General features: G+C 67.4%; 17 protein-coding genes. 9 read left to right on the forward strand and 8 right to left on the reverse strand.

The window, feature by feature from the left end:
- Position 1 precedes the first annotated feature (1 nt).
- Entirely contained in the window at positions 2-763 is a 762-nt protein-coding gene (locus AC6CID_RS08005; RefSeq protein WP_071935901.1) for a CoA transferase subunit A, read from the reverse strand.
- Between the two features lie 202 nt (positions 764-965).
- Here AC6CID_RS08005 and AC6CID_RS08010 point away from each other — a divergent pair, with 202 nt between their 5' ends.
- The gene (locus tag AC6CID_RS08010) at positions 966-1739 is read left to right on the forward strand and encodes an IclR family transcriptional regulator (protein WP_019290591.1); all 774 of its coding nucleotides are present in this window, start codon (positions 966-968) and stop codon (positions 1737-1739) included.
- A gap of 7 nt (positions 1740-1746) precedes the next feature.
- On the opposite strand, the gene AC6CID_RS08015 is transcribed toward AC6CID_RS08010, so the two are convergent.
- Genes AC6CID_RS08015 through AC6CID_RS08035 form a run of 5 tightly spaced genes read right to left on the reverse strand, consistent with a single transcriptional unit; the run spans position 1747 to position 7880 of the window.
- Complete coding sequence (locus AC6CID_RS08015) at positions 1747-2568, reverse strand: HpcH/HpaI aldolase/citrate lyase family protein (protein WP_498353808.1); 822 nt, start codon at positions 2566-2568, stop codon at positions 1747-1749.
- Complete coding sequence (locus AC6CID_RS08020) at positions 2565-3059, reverse strand: MaoC family dehydratase (RefSeq protein ID WP_019290589.1); 495 nt, start codon at positions 3057-3059, stop codon at positions 2565-2567. Before AC6CID_RS08020 ends, AC6CID_RS08015 begins: the two co-directional genes overlap by 4 nt.
- Positions 3056-4219 (reverse strand): acyl-CoA dehydrogenase family protein, encoded by a 1164-nt coding sequence (locus AC6CID_RS08025; RefSeq protein WP_094979710.1) that lies wholly within the window; start codon positions 4217-4219, stop codon positions 3056-3058. The genes AC6CID_RS08020 and AC6CID_RS08025 overlap by 4 nt, the downstream gene beginning before the upstream one ends.
- Positions 4219-6252 carry an acetyl/propionyl/methylcrotonyl-CoA carboxylase subunit alpha gene (locus AC6CID_RS08030; protein WP_498353809.1) on the reverse strand — a complete coding sequence of 678 codons (2034 nt, stop codon included), beginning with the start codon at positions 6250-6252 and terminating at the stop codon, positions 4219-4221. The genes AC6CID_RS08025 and AC6CID_RS08030 overlap by 1 nt, the downstream gene beginning before the upstream one ends.
- Positions 6253-6260: 8 nt before the next feature.
- A complete protein-coding gene (locus AC6CID_RS08035; RefSeq protein WP_019290586.1) occupies positions 6261-7880 on the reverse strand; it encodes a carboxyl transferase domain-containing protein in 1620 nt (539 codons plus the stop codon).
- Between the two features lie 89 nt (positions 7881-7969).
- On the opposite strand from AC6CID_RS08035, the gene AC6CID_RS08040 reads away from it, so the two are divergent.
- Both AC6CID_RS08040 and AC6CID_RS08045 read left to right on the forward strand, forming a co-directional pair.
- Positions 7970-8629 (forward strand): SACE_7040 family transcriptional regulator, encoded by a 660-nt coding sequence (locus AC6CID_RS08040; RefSeq protein ID WP_019290585.1) that lies wholly within the window; start codon positions 7970-7972, stop codon positions 8627-8629.
- Positions 8626-9396 carry a thioesterase family protein gene (locus tag AC6CID_RS08045; RefSeq protein WP_006550757.1) on the forward strand — a complete coding sequence of 257 codons (771 nt, stop codon included), beginning with the start codon at positions 8626-8628 and terminating at the stop codon, positions 9394-9396. Before AC6CID_RS08040 ends, AC6CID_RS08045 begins: the two co-directional genes overlap by 4 nt.
- 55 nt (positions 9397-9451) lie before the next feature.
- On the opposite strand, the gene AC6CID_RS08050 is transcribed toward AC6CID_RS08045, so the two are convergent.
- Positions 9452-10324: an LLM class F420-dependent oxidoreductase gene (locus AC6CID_RS08050; RefSeq protein WP_498353810.1), complete on the reverse strand. Its 873-nt coding sequence runs from the start codon at positions 10322-10324 to the stop codon at positions 9452-9454.
- 264 nt (positions 10325-10588) lie between these two features.
- On the opposite strand from AC6CID_RS08050, the gene AC6CID_RS08055 reads away from it, so the two are divergent.
- From AC6CID_RS08055 to AC6CID_RS08065, 3 genes are all read left to right on the forward strand, one after another.
- Positions 10589-12229, forward strand: coding sequence for a sensor histidine kinase (locus AC6CID_RS08055; RefSeq protein WP_094979708.1), 1641 nt, complete (start codon positions 10589-10591; stop codon positions 12227-12229).
- Positions 12226-12690 (forward strand): response regulator, encoded by a 465-nt coding sequence (locus AC6CID_RS08060; RefSeq protein WP_006550760.1) that lies wholly within the window; start codon positions 12226-12228, stop codon positions 12688-12690. The genes AC6CID_RS08055 and AC6CID_RS08060 overlap by 4 nt, the downstream gene beginning before the upstream one ends.
- A 419-nt stretch (positions 12691-13109) precedes the next feature.
- Positions 13110-14291, forward strand: coding sequence for a zinc-dependent alcohol dehydrogenase (locus AC6CID_RS08065; RefSeq protein ID WP_019290580.1), 1182 nt, complete (start codon positions 13110-13112; stop codon positions 14289-14291).
- Between the two features lie 56 nt (positions 14292-14347).
- Here the strand turns inward: AC6CID_RS08065 and AC6CID_RS08070 are convergent, their stop codons facing one another.
- On the reverse strand, positions 14348-14773 hold the full coding sequence (locus AC6CID_RS08070; protein WP_019290579.1) for an Hsp20/alpha crystallin family protein: 426 nt from the start codon (positions 14771-14773) through the stop codon (positions 14348-14350).
- Between the two features lie 157 nt (positions 14774-14930).
- Here AC6CID_RS08070 and AC6CID_RS08075 point away from each other — a divergent pair, with 157 nt between their 5' ends.
- The 3 genes from AC6CID_RS08075 (at position 14931) to AC6CID_RS08085 (ending at position 15835) form a co-directional block, all read left to right on the forward strand.
- Entirely contained in the window at positions 14931-15260 is a 330-nt protein-coding gene (locus AC6CID_RS08075) for a MerR family transcriptional regulator (protein ID WP_006550764.1), read from the forward strand.
- A 125-nt stretch (positions 15261-15385) separates the two neighbouring features.
- On the forward strand, positions 15386-15550 hold the full coding sequence (locus AC6CID_RS08080) for a hypothetical protein (RefSeq protein WP_153811622.1): 165 nt from the start codon (positions 15386-15388) through the stop codon (positions 15548-15550).
- A 72-nt stretch (positions 15551-15622) separates the two neighbouring features.
- Positions 15623-15835 (forward strand): hypothetical protein, encoded by a 213-nt coding sequence (locus AC6CID_RS08085; protein WP_019290577.1) that lies wholly within the window; start codon positions 15623-15625, stop codon positions 15833-15835.
- Positions 15836-15862 lie beyond the last annotated feature (27 nt).

Raw genomic sequence — 15862 nt, forward strand, 5'->3', positions numbered from 1 at the left:
TCTACGCTCCCTTCGCGGCGCTGACGGTGCGCTTTTCGATCTGCTTGTCCTGGACACCGGTGTGCACGACCCGGTTCACGAAGATTCCCGGCAGGTGCACCTCGCCCGGATCGATCTCGCCCGGCTCGACGAGTTCCTCGACCTGGGCGATGCACACGCGGCCGGCCATCGCGGCGAGCGGGTTGAAGTTCATCGCGGCCTTGTTGAACACCAGGTTGCCCTCGGTGTCGCCCTTGAGGGCGTGCACGAGCGAGAAGTCGGCGGTGATGGACTCCTCGAGCACGTACCGCTTGCCGCGGAACTCGCGGATCTCCTTCGCCGGCGACGCCACGGCGACCGAACCGTCGGCGTGGTACTTCCACGGCAGTCCGCCCTGCGAGATGGGCGTGCCGACGCCGGCGGGGGTGAAGAAGGCGGGGATGCCTGCGCCACCGGCGCGGAGCTTCTCGGCGAGGGTGCCCTGCGGGGTCAGCTCGACCTCGAGCTCACCCGAGAGGTACTGCCGGGCGAATTCCTTGTTCTCCCCGACATACGACGCGGTGACCCGGCGGATGCGCTTGCTGCCCAGCAGGATTCCGAGACCGTGGCCGTCGACACCGCAGTTGTTGGAGAACACCTCGAGGTCGGTGGCCCCGGCGTCGGCGATGGCCCGGATCAGGATGTCGGGGATACCGCACAGTCCGAATCCGCCCACCGCGAGCGTCGCACCGTCACGGATGTCGGCGACGGCCTCCGCCGCCGTCTCGAACACTTTCGTTGCCAACTCTCACCTCTCGGGTTTCCGGGGGAGCCGCCGGGCTCCGCTGGACGAATCACGTCCACTGGATGAACGCAGTCGCATGCTTGGTTTCTACTAAAGAGTCTGCAGGTGGAGAACACAAGTACCTGCCGGAATCTCTCTGAAATTGATCGTTCATCGAACAGAGACGCTATATGCGTTCACTGAGTGGACGTATAATCGAGGCATGTCGTCCGATGCACGGGGTCAACTGGTCGCGCGGATCGCCGCCCTGCTGCGCACCGTCTCGTCGCACGAACCGGAAGGGGTGACGACCTCGGAGGTCGCCCGCACCACCGATCTCGCCCGGCCCACGGTGCACCGGCTGCTCAGCTCGCTCGCCGACGAGGGGCTCGTCGACCGGGATCCGGCGTCGGGACGCTGGGCCCTCGGACCCGAGCTCTACCTGCTGGGATCGCTCGCCTCCGTGCGCTACGACATCACCGATCTCGCGGGCGACGTGCTGCGCGATCTGGCGCGCGCGACCGGCGAGAGCGCCTTCCTCTCCGCGCGGCGGGGCGACGAGACGGTCTGTCTGGCGATGGAGGAGGGCAGCTTCCCGCTGCGTTCGCACGTGCTCCACATCGGGATCCGGTTCCCGCTCGGGGTGGCGTCGGCGGGGCTGGCGATCCTCGCGCACATGCCCGATCAGGAGATCGAGGCGCATCTGTCGCGGGTGGATCTCACGCAGGATTGGGGACCGGACCACGCGCGACCCGCACTGGAGAAACGGATCGAGACGACACGGCTGACCGGCTACGCCGTCAATCCGGCACTGATCGTCGAGGGCAGTTGGGGAATGGGCGCCGCGGTGTTCGATCACCGCGGCGCCCCGACCTGGGCGTTGAGTCTGACCGGCGTGGAGAGCCGGTTCCGGCCCGATCGTGTGCCCGAACTCGGTGAGGCGCTGCTCGACAGCGCCCACCGTCTCACTCAGTTGTTGCGTCACCGTCCCCGGTGACACGCGGTCATGCCGAGGCGGCGGCCGACGCGCGCTGCAGCACGCGCTCGGCGTGACGCAGCACCGGGGCGTCGACCATCTTCCCTTCGAAATCGAAGACGCCGCGCTCCGATTCGGCGGCCTCGAGAACGCGCCGCGCCCACGCCTCCTCCTCGGGGGTGGGCGCGTATGCCCGGCGGACGACGTCGACCTGGCTGGGATGGATCGACACCTTGATGTCGAATCCGACCGCCACGGCGTCGAGCGCCTCCTCGTACAGGCCGTCGGTGTCCTTGATGTTCAGGTACACCGAGTCGAGCGCCCAGCGGGCGTGACCCTTCGCGGCGAGCAGGGTCACCGACCGGGCGTGTTGCGCGACCGCGCGGTACGTCCCGTCGGCGTGACGGCTCGCGTTGCCACCGAGTCCGGCGACGAGATCCTCGGCACCCCACATAATTCCGAGGGTGTTCTCGGCGACGGCGATGTCCTCCACCGCGAGCACCCCGAGGGGCGACTCGATGAGCGCGACCACCTCGAGCGGTGCGAGCGAGCGCACCTCGTCGCCGCTCTCGCACTTGGGCAGCATGACCCGCGTGTACGACGTGCGGCGCAGTGCCTCGAGATCGGCCTCGTGGTCGGCCGTGCCCACCGGGTTGACCCGCACCACGGTGCGTTCGGGGTCGAGCGGAGTGGCGATCAGCGCCTCACGGGCCGCCGGCTTGTCGGCCGGCGCGACGGCATCCTCGAGGTCGATGATCACCACGTCGGAACGTTCGGCGGCCTTGGCGTAGCGCTCCGGACGATCGGCGGGACAGAAAAGCCATGCGGGGCCGGGGAGTTCCCAGGTCATGTCGTGGGCCTCTTCTGGACCAGGGTCTTGCGCACGGCGACGGCGACGACATCGCCGTGCTGGTTGCGACCGGTGTGTTCGAGGGTGACGATGCCCTCCCCCGGCCGGCTCTTCGACTCGCGCTTGTCGACGATCTTCGTCTCGGCGTAGAGCGTGTCGCCGTGGAACAACGGCTTGGGGAAGGAGATCTCGGAGAACCCGAGATTCGCGACGATCGTGCCCTGCGTGAGCTGGGCGACCGACAGTCCCACGAGCGTCGAGAGCGTGAACATCGAATTGACCAGACGCTCACCGAAACTCGTCTCGGCAGCGTATGCGGCGTCGAGGTGTAGCGCCTGCGTGTTCATCGTCTGCGTCGTGAACAGCGTGTTGTCGGCCTCGGTGATCGTCCGGCCGGGGCGGTGCTCGTAGATCGCGCCGAGTTCGAACTCCTCGAACCACAGGCCACGCTGGACGATCCGCTTCTCCACGGTGGTGTCGGTCTCGCTCACAGTCCCAGCTCCCGTCCGATGAGCATGAGCTGCACCTCGGTGGTGCCCTCACCGATCTCGAGGATCTTGCTGTCGCGGTAGTGGCGCGCCACGGCGTACTCGTTCATGAAGCCGTAGCCACCGTGGATCTGCGTCGCGTCGCGCGCGTTGTCCATCGCGGCCTCGGACGCGACGAGCTTGGCGACCGCGGCCTGCTTCTTGAACGGCTTGCCGGCGAGCATCGCGGCGGCGGCGTCGTAGTAGGCGGTGCGTGCGGCGTGCGCACGTGCCTCCATGCGGGCGATCTTGAAGGCGATGGCCTGGTTGTTGCCGATCGGGCTGCCGAACGCCTCGCGCTCCTTGGCGTACTTCACCGATTCGTCGACGCAGCCCTGCGCGGCGCCGGTCGACAGCGCGGCGATGGCGATGCGGCCCTCGTCGAGGATGCGCAGGAAGTTGGCGTAGCCGCGGCCCCGCTCGCCGAGGAGGTTCTCCTCGGGCACCCGCACGTCGGCGAAGGTGAGCGGATGCGTGTCGGAGGCGTTCCAGCCGACCTTGTTGTAGGCGGGTTCGGCGGTGAAGCCCGGCGTGGAGGTCGGCACGAGGATCGTGGAGATCTCCTTCTTGCCGTTCTCCCGCACATCGGTGACGGCGGTGACGGTCACGAGCGAGGTGATGTCGGTGCCGGAGTTGGTGATGAACTGCTTGTTGCCGTTGATGATCCACTCGCCGTTCTCGAGCTTGGCGGTGGTCTTGGTGCCTCCGGCGTCGCTGCCCGCACCCGGTTCGGTGAGCCCGAAGGCCGCGAGGTTACGGCCGCTCGCGAGCTGCGGCAGCCACTCCTGCTTCTGCTTCTCGTTGCCGAAGCGGTAGATCGGCATCGCGCCGAGCGAGACACCGGCCTCGAGGGTGATGGCGACGGACTGGTCGACCTTGCCGAGTTCCTCGAGCGCGAGGCACAGCGCGAAGTAGTCGCCGCCCATGCCGCCGTACTCCTCGGGGAACGGCAGGCCGAACAGGCCCATCTCGGCCATGCCGTGCACGACCTCGTAGGGGAACGAGTGCTCGGCGTCGTGCTTGGCGGCGACCGGCGCGACCACCGTGCGGGCGAAGTCGGCGACCGTCTTGCGCAGCTGCTCGTACTCGTCGGGAAGTTGGCCCGTGGCCAGGTATTCCGTCATCACTTTGTCTCTTCCGTGTCGGCGTGCGGGGTGATTCGCACGAGAAGTTGATCGACCTTGACCTGCTCACCGGCTGCCGCGAACAGTTCGACGGTGCCGTCGATGGGGGCGGTGAGCGAATGTTCCATCTTCATGGCCTCGACGACGACGAGCGTCTGCCCGGCCGTGACGGTGTCGCCGGGGGCGACGGACACCGCGATGACGGCGCCGGGCATCGGGCTCGTGATGTCGGCGTCGCCGGCGTGGGCGTCGTCGCCGCGCACCGACGCCTCGCGCACCTCGCGGACGGCGACGCTGCCGTGGCCGTCGGAAAGCCAGACCGCACCGTCGGATTCGCCGACGCGGTAGCTGTGACGCCGGCCGTCGAGCACGACCGCCAGAGCGGAGCCGTGCAGCACGGCGCTGAACCGGTAGGTCTCGCCGTCCTCGACCTCAGCGACACCGGCCGCCGGAGTTCCGGTCAGGCGCACATGTGCGGTGCGGTCGCCGGAGGTGAGCCGCGACGTGACGGGCCGGTGGGCACCGACGCGCCATCCGTCGGGCACCGCCCACGGATCGGTGATCTCGCCCGCCCAGCGGTCGAGCCACCGCAGGATGGCCGCGGCGACGAGCGTGGAATCGGATGTCGTGGGGGCGGTGTAGTCGCCGAGTCGACGGTCGAGCAGGCCGGTGTCGAGCGCGCCGGCGATCACGTCGTCGTCGGCGAGCAGGAACCGCACGAAGTCGACGTTGGTGACGACGCCGAGCACGGCGGTCTGTGCGAGCGCCCGGTCGAGGCGGCGCAGCGCTCCGGCGCGGTCGTCGGCGTGGGCGATGACCTTGGCGAGCATCGGGTCGTAGTCGCTGCCGACCACGGTGCCGGCGCGGATGCCGGAGTCGACGCGCACGCGGGGACCGGTGACGTTCCCCGTCGCTGCGCTCGCCCCGAAAGGCTCGACGACATCGACGATCTCACCGCCGGTCGGAAGGAAGCCACGAGCCGGATCCTCGGCGTAGACGCGGGCCTCGATCGCGTGGCCGGTGAGGGTGATGTCGTCCTGGGTGAAGCCGAGCGGCTCACCCGCGGCGATGCGCACCTGCCACTCGACGAGGTCGAGGCCGGTGACCATCTCGGTGACCGGATGCTCGACCTGCAGCCGGGTGTTCATCTCCATGAAGAAGAACTCGTCGGGCTTGTCGGCGGAGACGATGAACTCGACGGTGCCGGCGCCGGTGTAGTCGACGCTGCGCGCGGTGTTGCACGCGGCCTCACCGATGCGGGCGCGGGTGGCCTCGTCGAGCAGCGGCGAGGGCGCTTCCTCGATGACCTTCTGGTGCCGTCGCTGCAGGCTGCACTCGCGCTCCCCGAGGTGCACGACGTTGCCGTGCGCGTCGGCGAGGACCTGGACCTCGATGTGCCGGGGGCGCTGCACGAACCGCTCGAGGAAGAGGGTGTCGTCACCGAACGCCGACGCCGCTTCGCGACGGGCGGATTCGAGCGCGGCGGGCAGATCCTTCGGGTCCTCGACGAGGCGCATGCCCTTGCCGCCACCGCCGGCGGACGGCTTGACGAGCACGGGATAGCCGACTTCCTCGGCGCCCGCGATCAGTTCGTCGTCGCTCAGTCCGGGCCGGGAGATGCCGGGCACGACGGGAACGCCGAACTCCGACACCGCGGCCTTGGCGGTGATCTTGTCGCCCATGGTCTCGATGGCGTGGGCGGACGGGCCGAGGAAGGCGATACCGGCAGTGGCGCACGCGGCGGCAAAAGCCGAATTCTCCGAAAGGAATCCGTAGCCGGGATGGATGCCCTGTGCACCGGTGGCGAGCGCCGCGTCGATGACCTTGTCGATCACCAGATAGCTCTCGCGCGCCGCGGCGGGTCCGAGCAGCACCGCGGTGTCGGCCTCCTGCACGTGCCGGGCGTCGCGGTCGGCCTCGCTGAACACGGCGACCGAGCGGATGCCCATCGCCTTCAGGGTGCGGATGACGCGCACCGCGATCTCACCGCGGTTGGCGACCAACACCGTGTCGATCCGAGTCGTATCAGTCATGGGTGCACTCACATCCGGAAGACGCCGTAGGAGACCGGCTCGAGCGGGGCGTTGGCGCACACCGACAGTGCCAGTCCGAGAACTTTTCTGGTGTCTGCGGGATCGATGATGCCGTCGTCCCACAGGCGCGCGGTCGAGTAGTAGGGATTGCCCTGTTCCTCGTACTGGGCGCGGATCGGAGCCTTGAACTCCTCCTCCTGCTCGGCCGTCCAGGGATTGCCCGAGGCATCGAGCTGGTCGGAGCGCACCGTGGCCAGCACCGAGGCGGCCTGCTCGCCACCCATGACGGAGATGCGGGCATTGGGCCACATCCACAGGAAGCGAGGCGAATACGCGCGACCGCACATCGAGTAGTTGCCGGCGCCGTACGAGCCGCCGATGACGACGGTCAGCTTCGGCACCCGCGCGCACGCGACCGCGGTGACCATCTTCGCGCCGTGCTTGGCGATGCCGCCGGCCTCGTAGTCGCGGCCGACCATGAAGCCGGAGATGTTCTGCAGGAACACCAGCGGAATCGAGCGCTTGTCGCACAGTTCGATGAAATGCGCTCCCTTGACGGCGGATTCGCCGAAGAGAACGCCGTTGTTCGCGATGATGCCGACCGGGTGGCCGTGGATGCGTGCGAAGCCGGTGACGAGAGTCTTGCCGTATTCGGCCTTGAACTCGTGGAAGCTGCTGGATCCATGGCCGTCACCGCCGGCGCCGTCGACCACACGGTCGATGACCTCGTGCACGTCGTAGGGGATGCGCGAGTCGGTGGGCACCACGTCGTACAGCTCGGTGGGGTCGGCCTCGGGTTCGACGGTGGGTTCGACGTCCCACGGACGCGGGTTGCGCGGACCGAAGGTGGAGACGATGTCTCGCACGATGCGCAGCGCGTCGCGGTCGTCCTCGGCCAGGTGGTCGGTGACGCCGGAGACCTTCGAGTGCAGGTCGCCGCCGCCGAGCTCTTCGGCGGTGACGACCTCGCCGGTCGCGGCCTTCACCAGCGGCGGGCCACCGAGGAAGATGGTGCCCTGGTTGCGGACGATGACGGCCTCGTCGCTCATGGCGGGGACGTAGGCGCCGCCGGCGGTGCACGAGCCCATGACCGCGGCGATCTGCGGAATCCCCTTGGCGCTCATGGTGGCCTGGTTGTAGAAGATGCGGCCGAAGTGCTCGCGGTCGGGGAAGACCTCGTCCTGCCGCGGCAGGAAGGCGCCACCGGAGTCGACGAGGTACAGGCACGGCAGGTTGTTCTGCAGCGCGACTTCCTGCGCCCGCAGGTGCTTCTTGACCGTGATCGGATAGTAGGTGCCCCCCTTGACGGTGGCGTCGTTCGCGACGATCACGCACTCGCGGCCGGCGACGCGGCCGATGCCGGCGATCATGCCGGCGCCGGGGCACTCGTCGTCGTACATGCCGTCGGCGGCGAGGGGCGACAGTTCGAGGAACGGGCTGCCCGTGTCGAGCAGTTCGTCCACGCGGTCGCGGGGAAGCAGCTTGCCGCGGGCGACATGCCGCTCCCGGGCTTTCTCGCTGCCACCCAGGGCTGCGGCAGCGAGCTTGTCTCGGAGCTCTCCGACCAGCTGTTCGTGCTGGTCGCGGCTGGTTGTCGAGGCCGTCTCAGCGGTTGTCACGGACACCATCCTCGGTAGATCGACTAATCGCCATTAACTGAAATCTAGGTTAGTTATGATTAACCGAGTTGTCCAGACCACACCGAGCGGAGATTTTCATGACCGAGTCCGCGATCGACGTCTCGACCGCATCGGGACGCCCGACGCGGCGTAGCCTCGCCAAGGCGGAACGCCGACGGGACCTCCTGCGTGCCGCGGCGCACCTGATCGCCGAACGCGGATTCCCCGGGGTCCGCCTCGAGGATCTCGGTGCGGCCGTGGGGATCAGCGGTCCCGCCGTGTACCGACACTTCCCCAACAAGGACGCCCTGCTCGTCGAGATCCTCGTCGAGATCAGCCGCCGCCTCCTCGCAGGTGGCACGCAGGTCGCCGAGACGACGCCCGACCCGCGCGACGCCCTCGAGGGCCTGGTCGACTTCCATCTCGACTTCGCGCTGGGCGAGCCCGATCTCATCCGCGTGCAGGACCGCGAGTTCACGTCCCTCCCCGACGAGGGGCAGCGGGAGGTGAGGGTGACCCAGCGTCGCTACGTCGAGATCTGGGTCGAAGCCCTGCGCCGCATCGACCCCGCACTGCCCGAATCCGATGCGCGCACGATGGCGCACGCGACCTTCGGACTCATCAACTCGACACCGCACAGCGCCGACCCGCGTTCCCCCGAAGGCACCCGCGCGGTGCTGCGACGCATGGCACTGGCAGCTCTCGCCGCGACCCCCTCGGCTCTCGCGGCAGAGCCGTCACGAACGGAGACCGCATGAGCTACTTCGAACGACTCGGCCCGACCTCCTTCCGCGCCACCGAACATGTCGGTGGGGCGTGGAACGAGGCGGAGCAGCACATCGCTCCCGCTCTCGGGCTGATCGCCCACGTCGTCGAATGCGACCGCGACGCGCGGCGCGACGACGACCTCACGATCGGACGCCTGTCGTACGACATCCTCGGCACCGTGCCCGTCGGTCCCGTCGTCACGACGGTCGAGGTCCTGCGGCCCGGACGCACCATCGAACTCGTGGAAGCGACCCTCGCCTACGACGGGCGCGCGATCGTGCGTGCGCGCGCGTGGCTGATGCAGACCCGTCCCACCGCGGAGATCGCCGGCACCACGCTGCAGCCGATTCCGACGCCCGAGGACTGCGAACCCTGGGACCCGACGACGCTGTGGCCGGGAGGATTCATCGACTCGGTGGAGGTGCGCCGCGTCTCGACCGCACCCGGACGGGCCTCGTTCTGGGTGCGCACCGGTCTCCCGCTCGTGGAGGGCGAGAAGGTCAGCGATCTCGCCGCCACGGCCGGCCTGTTCGACATCGCCAACGGCATGGCGGTGCGTGCCGATCCGAGAACGGTCGCCTTCCCCAACGTCGACCTGACCGCGCACCTGTTCGCCGAACCCCGCGGTGAATGGGTCGGCTTCGATACGTCGGTCTCGTTCGGCGCCGACGGCGTCGGCCTGACGAGCACGGTGCTGCACGATGCGACCGGACCGATCGGCACGATGTCCCAGATCCTCACGGTGCGGCCGATCTGAGCGGCCACACCGATCCGGTGACCTCGGGGTTCGGTGACCTCGGGGTTCGGTGGCCTCAGCTCAGCAGCGCAGACGCGATCTGCCTGTATTCCTCGCTCGGGAAGGTGAACGGATCCGCGGTGAGCACCTGGATGGCGACCTCGTCGGCACCGGCGGCGTAGTGCTTCTCGATGCCGGCGACGACGCTGTCGAGATCACCCCACGGGATGAGCACGTCCATCAGGCCGTCGCTGCCACCGTCGGCGAGGTCCTCGTCGGTATACCCGAGACGACGCAGGTTGTTCGAGTAGTTCGGCAGCGCGAGATAACCGCGCATGTACTCGCGGGCGATGTAACGCGCAACGGTCTCGTCGGTTTCGAGGACGACGGCCACCTCGGGCGCGAGCAACGGCTCCGAGCCGAGGGCCTCACGCGCAACCGCCGTGTGCGCGGGCGGAACGAAGTACGGATGGGCTCCTGCCGCGCGCTCGGCGGACAGCTTCAGCATGCGCGGGCCGAGCGCCGCGAGGACCCTGCGATCGGTGGGCACCGGCGTCGACGCCACATCGAGGCCGTCGAGGTACTCGACCATCCGGCTGTAGGGCTTGGTGTAGCTGGTGTTCTCCCGCGCGTCGACGACGGGAGCGTGACTCGTTCCGACGCCCAGCAGGAAACGACCGGGATACCGCGACTCCAGATCGGCGACCGCAGCCGCCGTGGTCTCCGGGTCGGCGTGCCAGATGCTGATGATGCCGCTCGCCAGCTCGAGCGTCGTCGTCGCCGCGAGCAGTTCACCGTAGACGGAGGGGAAGCCGTCCTTGAATCCGCCGGACGTCCACAACCGGGAGTACCCGAGCTCCTCCAGTTCGCGGGCTGCATCGAGCGCCTGCTCGCGAACCTTCCGACTGAGCCAGAACGCGCCACCCCACACACTCACTCGTCGTGTCATGCGACCGACCCTAGTCGCGTTCCGGCACTCGGTGCAGCCGGTTCGGCCCGTGGCCGGATCGGAACGGCTCCACCGGTCGGCTACAGTTCGCATTCGGGTTCAACAGACAGCCCGTCCATACGTGTGTTCGCAGACCGACAGGTTCGGGACCGCACCGCCGTCGGGATTCGTCGCCCGTAGGCGCGAATCGGGCACGGGCCGGGAAGCTGGGGTGGATGTGATCGGTATCGTGCGTTCCGCCGAGGTCGGAGCGACGGTGCGGCGATGAGGGATCCTTCGGTTCCCGAGCCGCGCATCGAGCGGTTCTCGTCGCGGCTGGTCGTGCAGAGCTGGTTCCAGGTCGCGTTCGCGGTCCTCGCGGTCTTCGCCGTCCTCGGCTCGATCGTGGGCGGAATCTTCATCCAGCGCACCGTGCAGATCACCGACGAGGTGACCGGGCGGATCCAGCCCGCGATGACGGAGTCCTACCGGCTGCAGAGCTCATTGCTCGATCAGCAGACCGCGGTCCGCGGGTATGCGCTCACGACCGACCCGATCTTCCTCGGGCCGTATCGCGCCGGCCGAGCCGATCAGCAGGTCGCCCTCGATCGCCTCCGTGAACTCCTCGCCGACCATCCCGAGCTCCTCGCCGACATCGACTCCATCGACGCCACCGCCCGGCAGTGGCAGACGCAATATGCAGAGCCGATCATCGCCACAGTCGTGCCCGGGCAGCCGCGCCCCGTCGATGCGAACCTGGCAGAGGAGGACCGGCTGACCTTCGGTGAGATCCGGTCGATGTTCGTCCAGGAGAACAGCGCGCTCTCCCGTGTGCTCGAAGAGAACCTCGACGATCTCGTGCAGTCCCGGACGATCCGCAACTCGGTCCTGATCGCCATGGTGATCACGTTCATCCTCACCGGCCTCGCGATGGTGGCCCTCGTCCACAATCTCGTCGCCGTGCCGCTCAGCAAACTCCGCAACGCCAGTCGCCGGGTCGCGCTGGAGGAGAACTTCTACCAGCACATATACCCCCAGGGACCGAAGGACATCCGGGCACTCGCCCTCGACGTCGAGACGATGCGCGGTCGTATCGCGGACGCGTTGGCGGACTCCCGGAAGCAGCAGACCCTGCTCGCGAAACAGACCGAGGATCTCGATTCCCAGGCCGAGGAACTCCGCCGCTCGAACACCGAACTCGAGCAGTTCGCCTACGTCGCATCGCACGACCTGCAGGAACCGCTGCGGAAGGTCGCGTCCTTCTGCCAGCTGCTCGAGAAGCGGTACGGCGACGTCCTCGACGATCGTGGACGACAGTACGTCGAATACGCCGTGGACGGCGCGAAACGGATGCAGGTGCTGATCAGCGATCTGCTCGCCTTCTCCCGGGTCGGACGCGTCCACGACGCCTACGTCCGGGTCGACCTCGGCCGACCGCTCGAGAAGGCGTTGTTCAACCTCTCCGCCTCCATCGAGGAGTCACAGGCGCAGATCGAACGCCCCGACGACCTCCCCGAGCTCACCGGTGACCCCACTCTGCTGACGATGCTGTGGCAGAACCTGGTCGGCAACGCCATCAAGTTCCGCCATCCCGATCGCACCCCGGTGATCAGGATCGAGTGCGAAAAGGCCGAGGACGAGTCGGACGGTCCGCGGTGGCACTTCTGCGTCACCGACAACGGCATCGGGATCGACAGCGAGTACGCCGAGAAGGTGTTCGTCATCTTCCAGCGGCTGCATCCTCGCGACGATTACCAGGGCACCGGTATCGGACTGGCGCTGAGCAAGAAAATCGTCGAGTATCACGCGGGAAGAATCTGGATCGACACCGAGTACGGCGATACTCATACCGAGGGCACTCGAATCTGCTTCACCCTCGGAACCGCATCACGCCCCGTCGAGCAGAAGCAGGGGACAACGTCATGAGGAGCACGATCGTGACCTATCCCGCTGCCCGACCGGTGGACGTCCTGTTGGTCGAGGACGATCCCGGCGACGAGCTGATGACCCGTGAAGCATTCGAGGACAACAAGATCGGCAACGCCCTACACGTCGTCCGCGACGGGGCGGAAGCACTCGACTTCCTGTACCGCCGGGGCGACCACGAGGGTGCGCCGCGCCCGGATCTGATCCTGCTCGACCTGAACCTGCCGAAGTACGATGGCCGGCAGGTGCTGACGAAGATCAAGTCCGATCCGGAACTGTCCGACATCCCGATCGTGGTGCTCACGACCTCGTCGGCCGAGGAGGACATTCTCCGCAGCTACAAGCTGCACGCCAATGCGTACGTCACCAAGCCGGTCGATCTCGACCAGTTCATCGGTGCCGTGAAGCAGATCGACGAATTCTTCGTGCAGGTCGTGCGGCTACCGCGTCGCGGACGCTGACGAGAAGCTCCGCGGGGCGGCTCGGGCCGAACCGTCAGGACAGGATGCCGAAGATCGCGACCACGAAGATGATCACGATCACCGCGACGGCGAGCAGCGCGAGCCACCCGCTGATGGGGAATCCTCGAGATCCGGGGTGCGCGAAGGTTCGGGATCCTGGCTTCCGTGGTGTTCGGGGTCCGAAGTGGTCACCTGACCTCCTTCTGTGCGGCTGCGCTCCCGCAAGAGCGGCCACAGACATGTGTCGCGGTGATTCGATTCTGTGGCGACATACCTCTCCTCCGGCACGCGCAAACATGTGCGGCGCGGCAGGGACCCGCTCGCGGGCAGCGTTTGCCCGCGCCGAGCGGGGGTAGGCATCGAGGGACACGTGCCGGGCACGGCCCGACATTCCTGCACCCGAGGAACCGAGGAGCGACATGAAGGCAGTGACATGGCAAGGGCGCCGCAACGTGAGCGTCGATACGGTGCCCGATCCGACGATCCAGGAGGCCGGTGACGCCGTCATCCGCGTCACCACCACCAACATCTGCGGCTCCGACCTGCACCTGTACGAGGTGTTGGGAGCCTTCATGACTCCCGGCGACATTCTCGGTCACGAACCGATGGGCATCGTCGAGGAGGTCGGCTCCGGCGTCACGAAGCTGAAGCCCGGCGACCGGGTGGTGATCCCCTTCCAGGTGTGTTGCGGCCAGTGCTTCATGTGTTCCCACGGCCTGCATTCGCAGTGCGAGACCACGCAGGTCCGTGAGGAGGGCACCGGCGCCGCACTGTTCGGCTACTCGAAGCTCTACGGCAGCGTGCCCGGCGGGCAGGCCGAATATCTGCGCGTCCCCCATGCCGACGCCACCCACATCAAGGTCCCGGAAGGGCCGGCCGACGACCGTTTCGTCTACCTTTCCGACGTGCTGCCCACCGCGTGGCAGGCCGTCGAGTACGCGGAGATCCCCGACGGCGGAAGTGTCACGGTGCTCGGCCTCGGCCCCATCGGAGAGATGGCCGCCCGCATCGCGGTGCACAAGGGTGCCCGCGTGATCGGCGTGGACATGGTCCCCGAGCGACTGGCCCGCGCGGCCTCCCGCGGCATCGAGGTCGTCGATCTGCGCGAGGTCGACAATAATCCCGGCGACATGATCCGTGACATGACGAACGGGCGCGGCACCGATTCGGTGATCGACGCCGTGGGTATGGAGGCGCACGGCTCGCCCGTCGCGAAGCTCGCCCAGAGTGCCGCCGGCTTCCTGCCGTCGGCGATCGCCGAGCCGTTCATGGAGAAGGCCGGAGTGGACCGTCTCCACGCGCTGTACACCGCGATCGACGTCGTGCGGCGTGGTGGCGCGATCTCGTTGAGCGGTGTGTACGGCGGGGCGGCGGATCCGATGCCGATGCTCACCCTGTTCGACAAGCAGATCCGTCTCCACATGGGTCAGGCCAACGTGTTGAACTGGGTCCCGGAGATCCTGCCGCTGCTGACCGACGAGGATCCGCTGGGGGTCGACGACTTCGCGACCCACCGCCTCCCGCTCGACGACGCACCGCACGCGTACGAGATCTTCCAGAAGAAGCAGGACGGCGCCATCAAGATCTGCCTGAAACCGTAGTGGACGCAGCCGAACCGGGCCCGGGAATCATCCCGGGCCCGGTTCGCCGTAGCGGTTCACTTCTCGATCGCGGCCTGGCCGTTCGTCTCCGCGTCGATCACCGAGATCTTGCGGGGCTTCGCCTTCTCTGCGACCGGAATCGTCACGCGTAGAACACCACCGCGGTACTGCGCTTCGATCCGATCGGTGTCGAGGGTGTCACCGAGGAACAGCCTACGAGTGAAGATGCCTCGCGGCCTCTCGGTCGAGACGAATTCCTTGTCCCGGTCGACTTCCGGACGTTCCGCGCGCACGGTGAGCACGTTGCGTTCGACATCGAGGTCGATCGAGTCGGCGTCGACGCCCGGGAGATCGAACTCGGCGACGAAACGGTCGCCTTCTCGCCATGCATCGAGCGGCATCACCGCGGGCCGTGCCATGGTGCCGAGCACCTGCTGCGTGAAGCGATCGATATCGCGGAAGGGGTCGGTGCGCATCAACATCGGTCTGTCACCTCCGACTGTCCGGCCGTTCGTGACGGCCACACTTTGTTGATTATCTGTGTCTGTAGACACAGATTTATTATGGACCTGTGATAAGGTTCGGTCAAGTCGCGGGTGACCGCAGCGCGACCCGAGAAGACCGACTCCGGAGGAAACGATGACGCCAGATCCGTTACGCGCCCGGCGCGGGGTCTACGGCATCTCGGTGGCCGCCGAACTGTCGGGACTCGACCCGCAGACCTTGCGCCTGTACGAACGCCGAGGGCTGCTGAACCCCGCACGCACAGCGGGTGGGACGCGCCGCTACAGCGACAACGATCTCGAGATCGTCCAACGGATCGTCGAACTGGTGGGCTCCGGAATCAATATCGCCGGAATCGCCCGGATCCTCGAACTCGAGGCGAACAACGCGGCCCTCAAGGAGGACAACGACCGTCTGCGCTCCACCCTGGACAGCAGACCCCCTCCCCCGCCGCATACTTCCTAGACCTCCTCTACCTGTGCAAACAGCAGAAAGACCGGGCCGGTTCAGTAGAACCGGGCTAAGATTCAAGAACGCCTCAGAGGTGCGTAGGAGTGCGTCCGCCAATGACGCACCGATAGCAATAAGGGGTGACCTCAGTGCGCAACGCACAGCACGATTCACCGAATACCGGACAGGGACAGCAGGACATGGCATCCCGGCCCAATCACATCGCAGACGACACGATCCGCTGGCCCGATCCGAGCCCGCTGGACGGATGGTGGGCCCGCGTCATGGGTAAGTCGGTTCCCTGAGAGGAACCGGCACGATCCGACCATTCCACGACATCGATTCGCGGATACCGAGTTGTTGATATCGAGGTGGACATGACGCCGCACCGCGACCCGATCTCCGGTGGCCGGTGGGTCTTCCGTTGCGACCATTGCGATCACTGCTACCGCACTGCCGCACAGAGCAAGCTGCAGGCAGAGCTCTATGCCCAGATGAACGGCTGGGCCATCCATCCCACGACGTTGTGCCCCGGATGCGCAACACTGTTCACCGGCGAGTTCGCGCCGCTCGCGCACGCCGACGGTTGATCCGATAGTTGTCGCAGTCGCCGGTCG

This window comes from Rhodococcus sp. GQ147, from assembly GCF_059759155.1.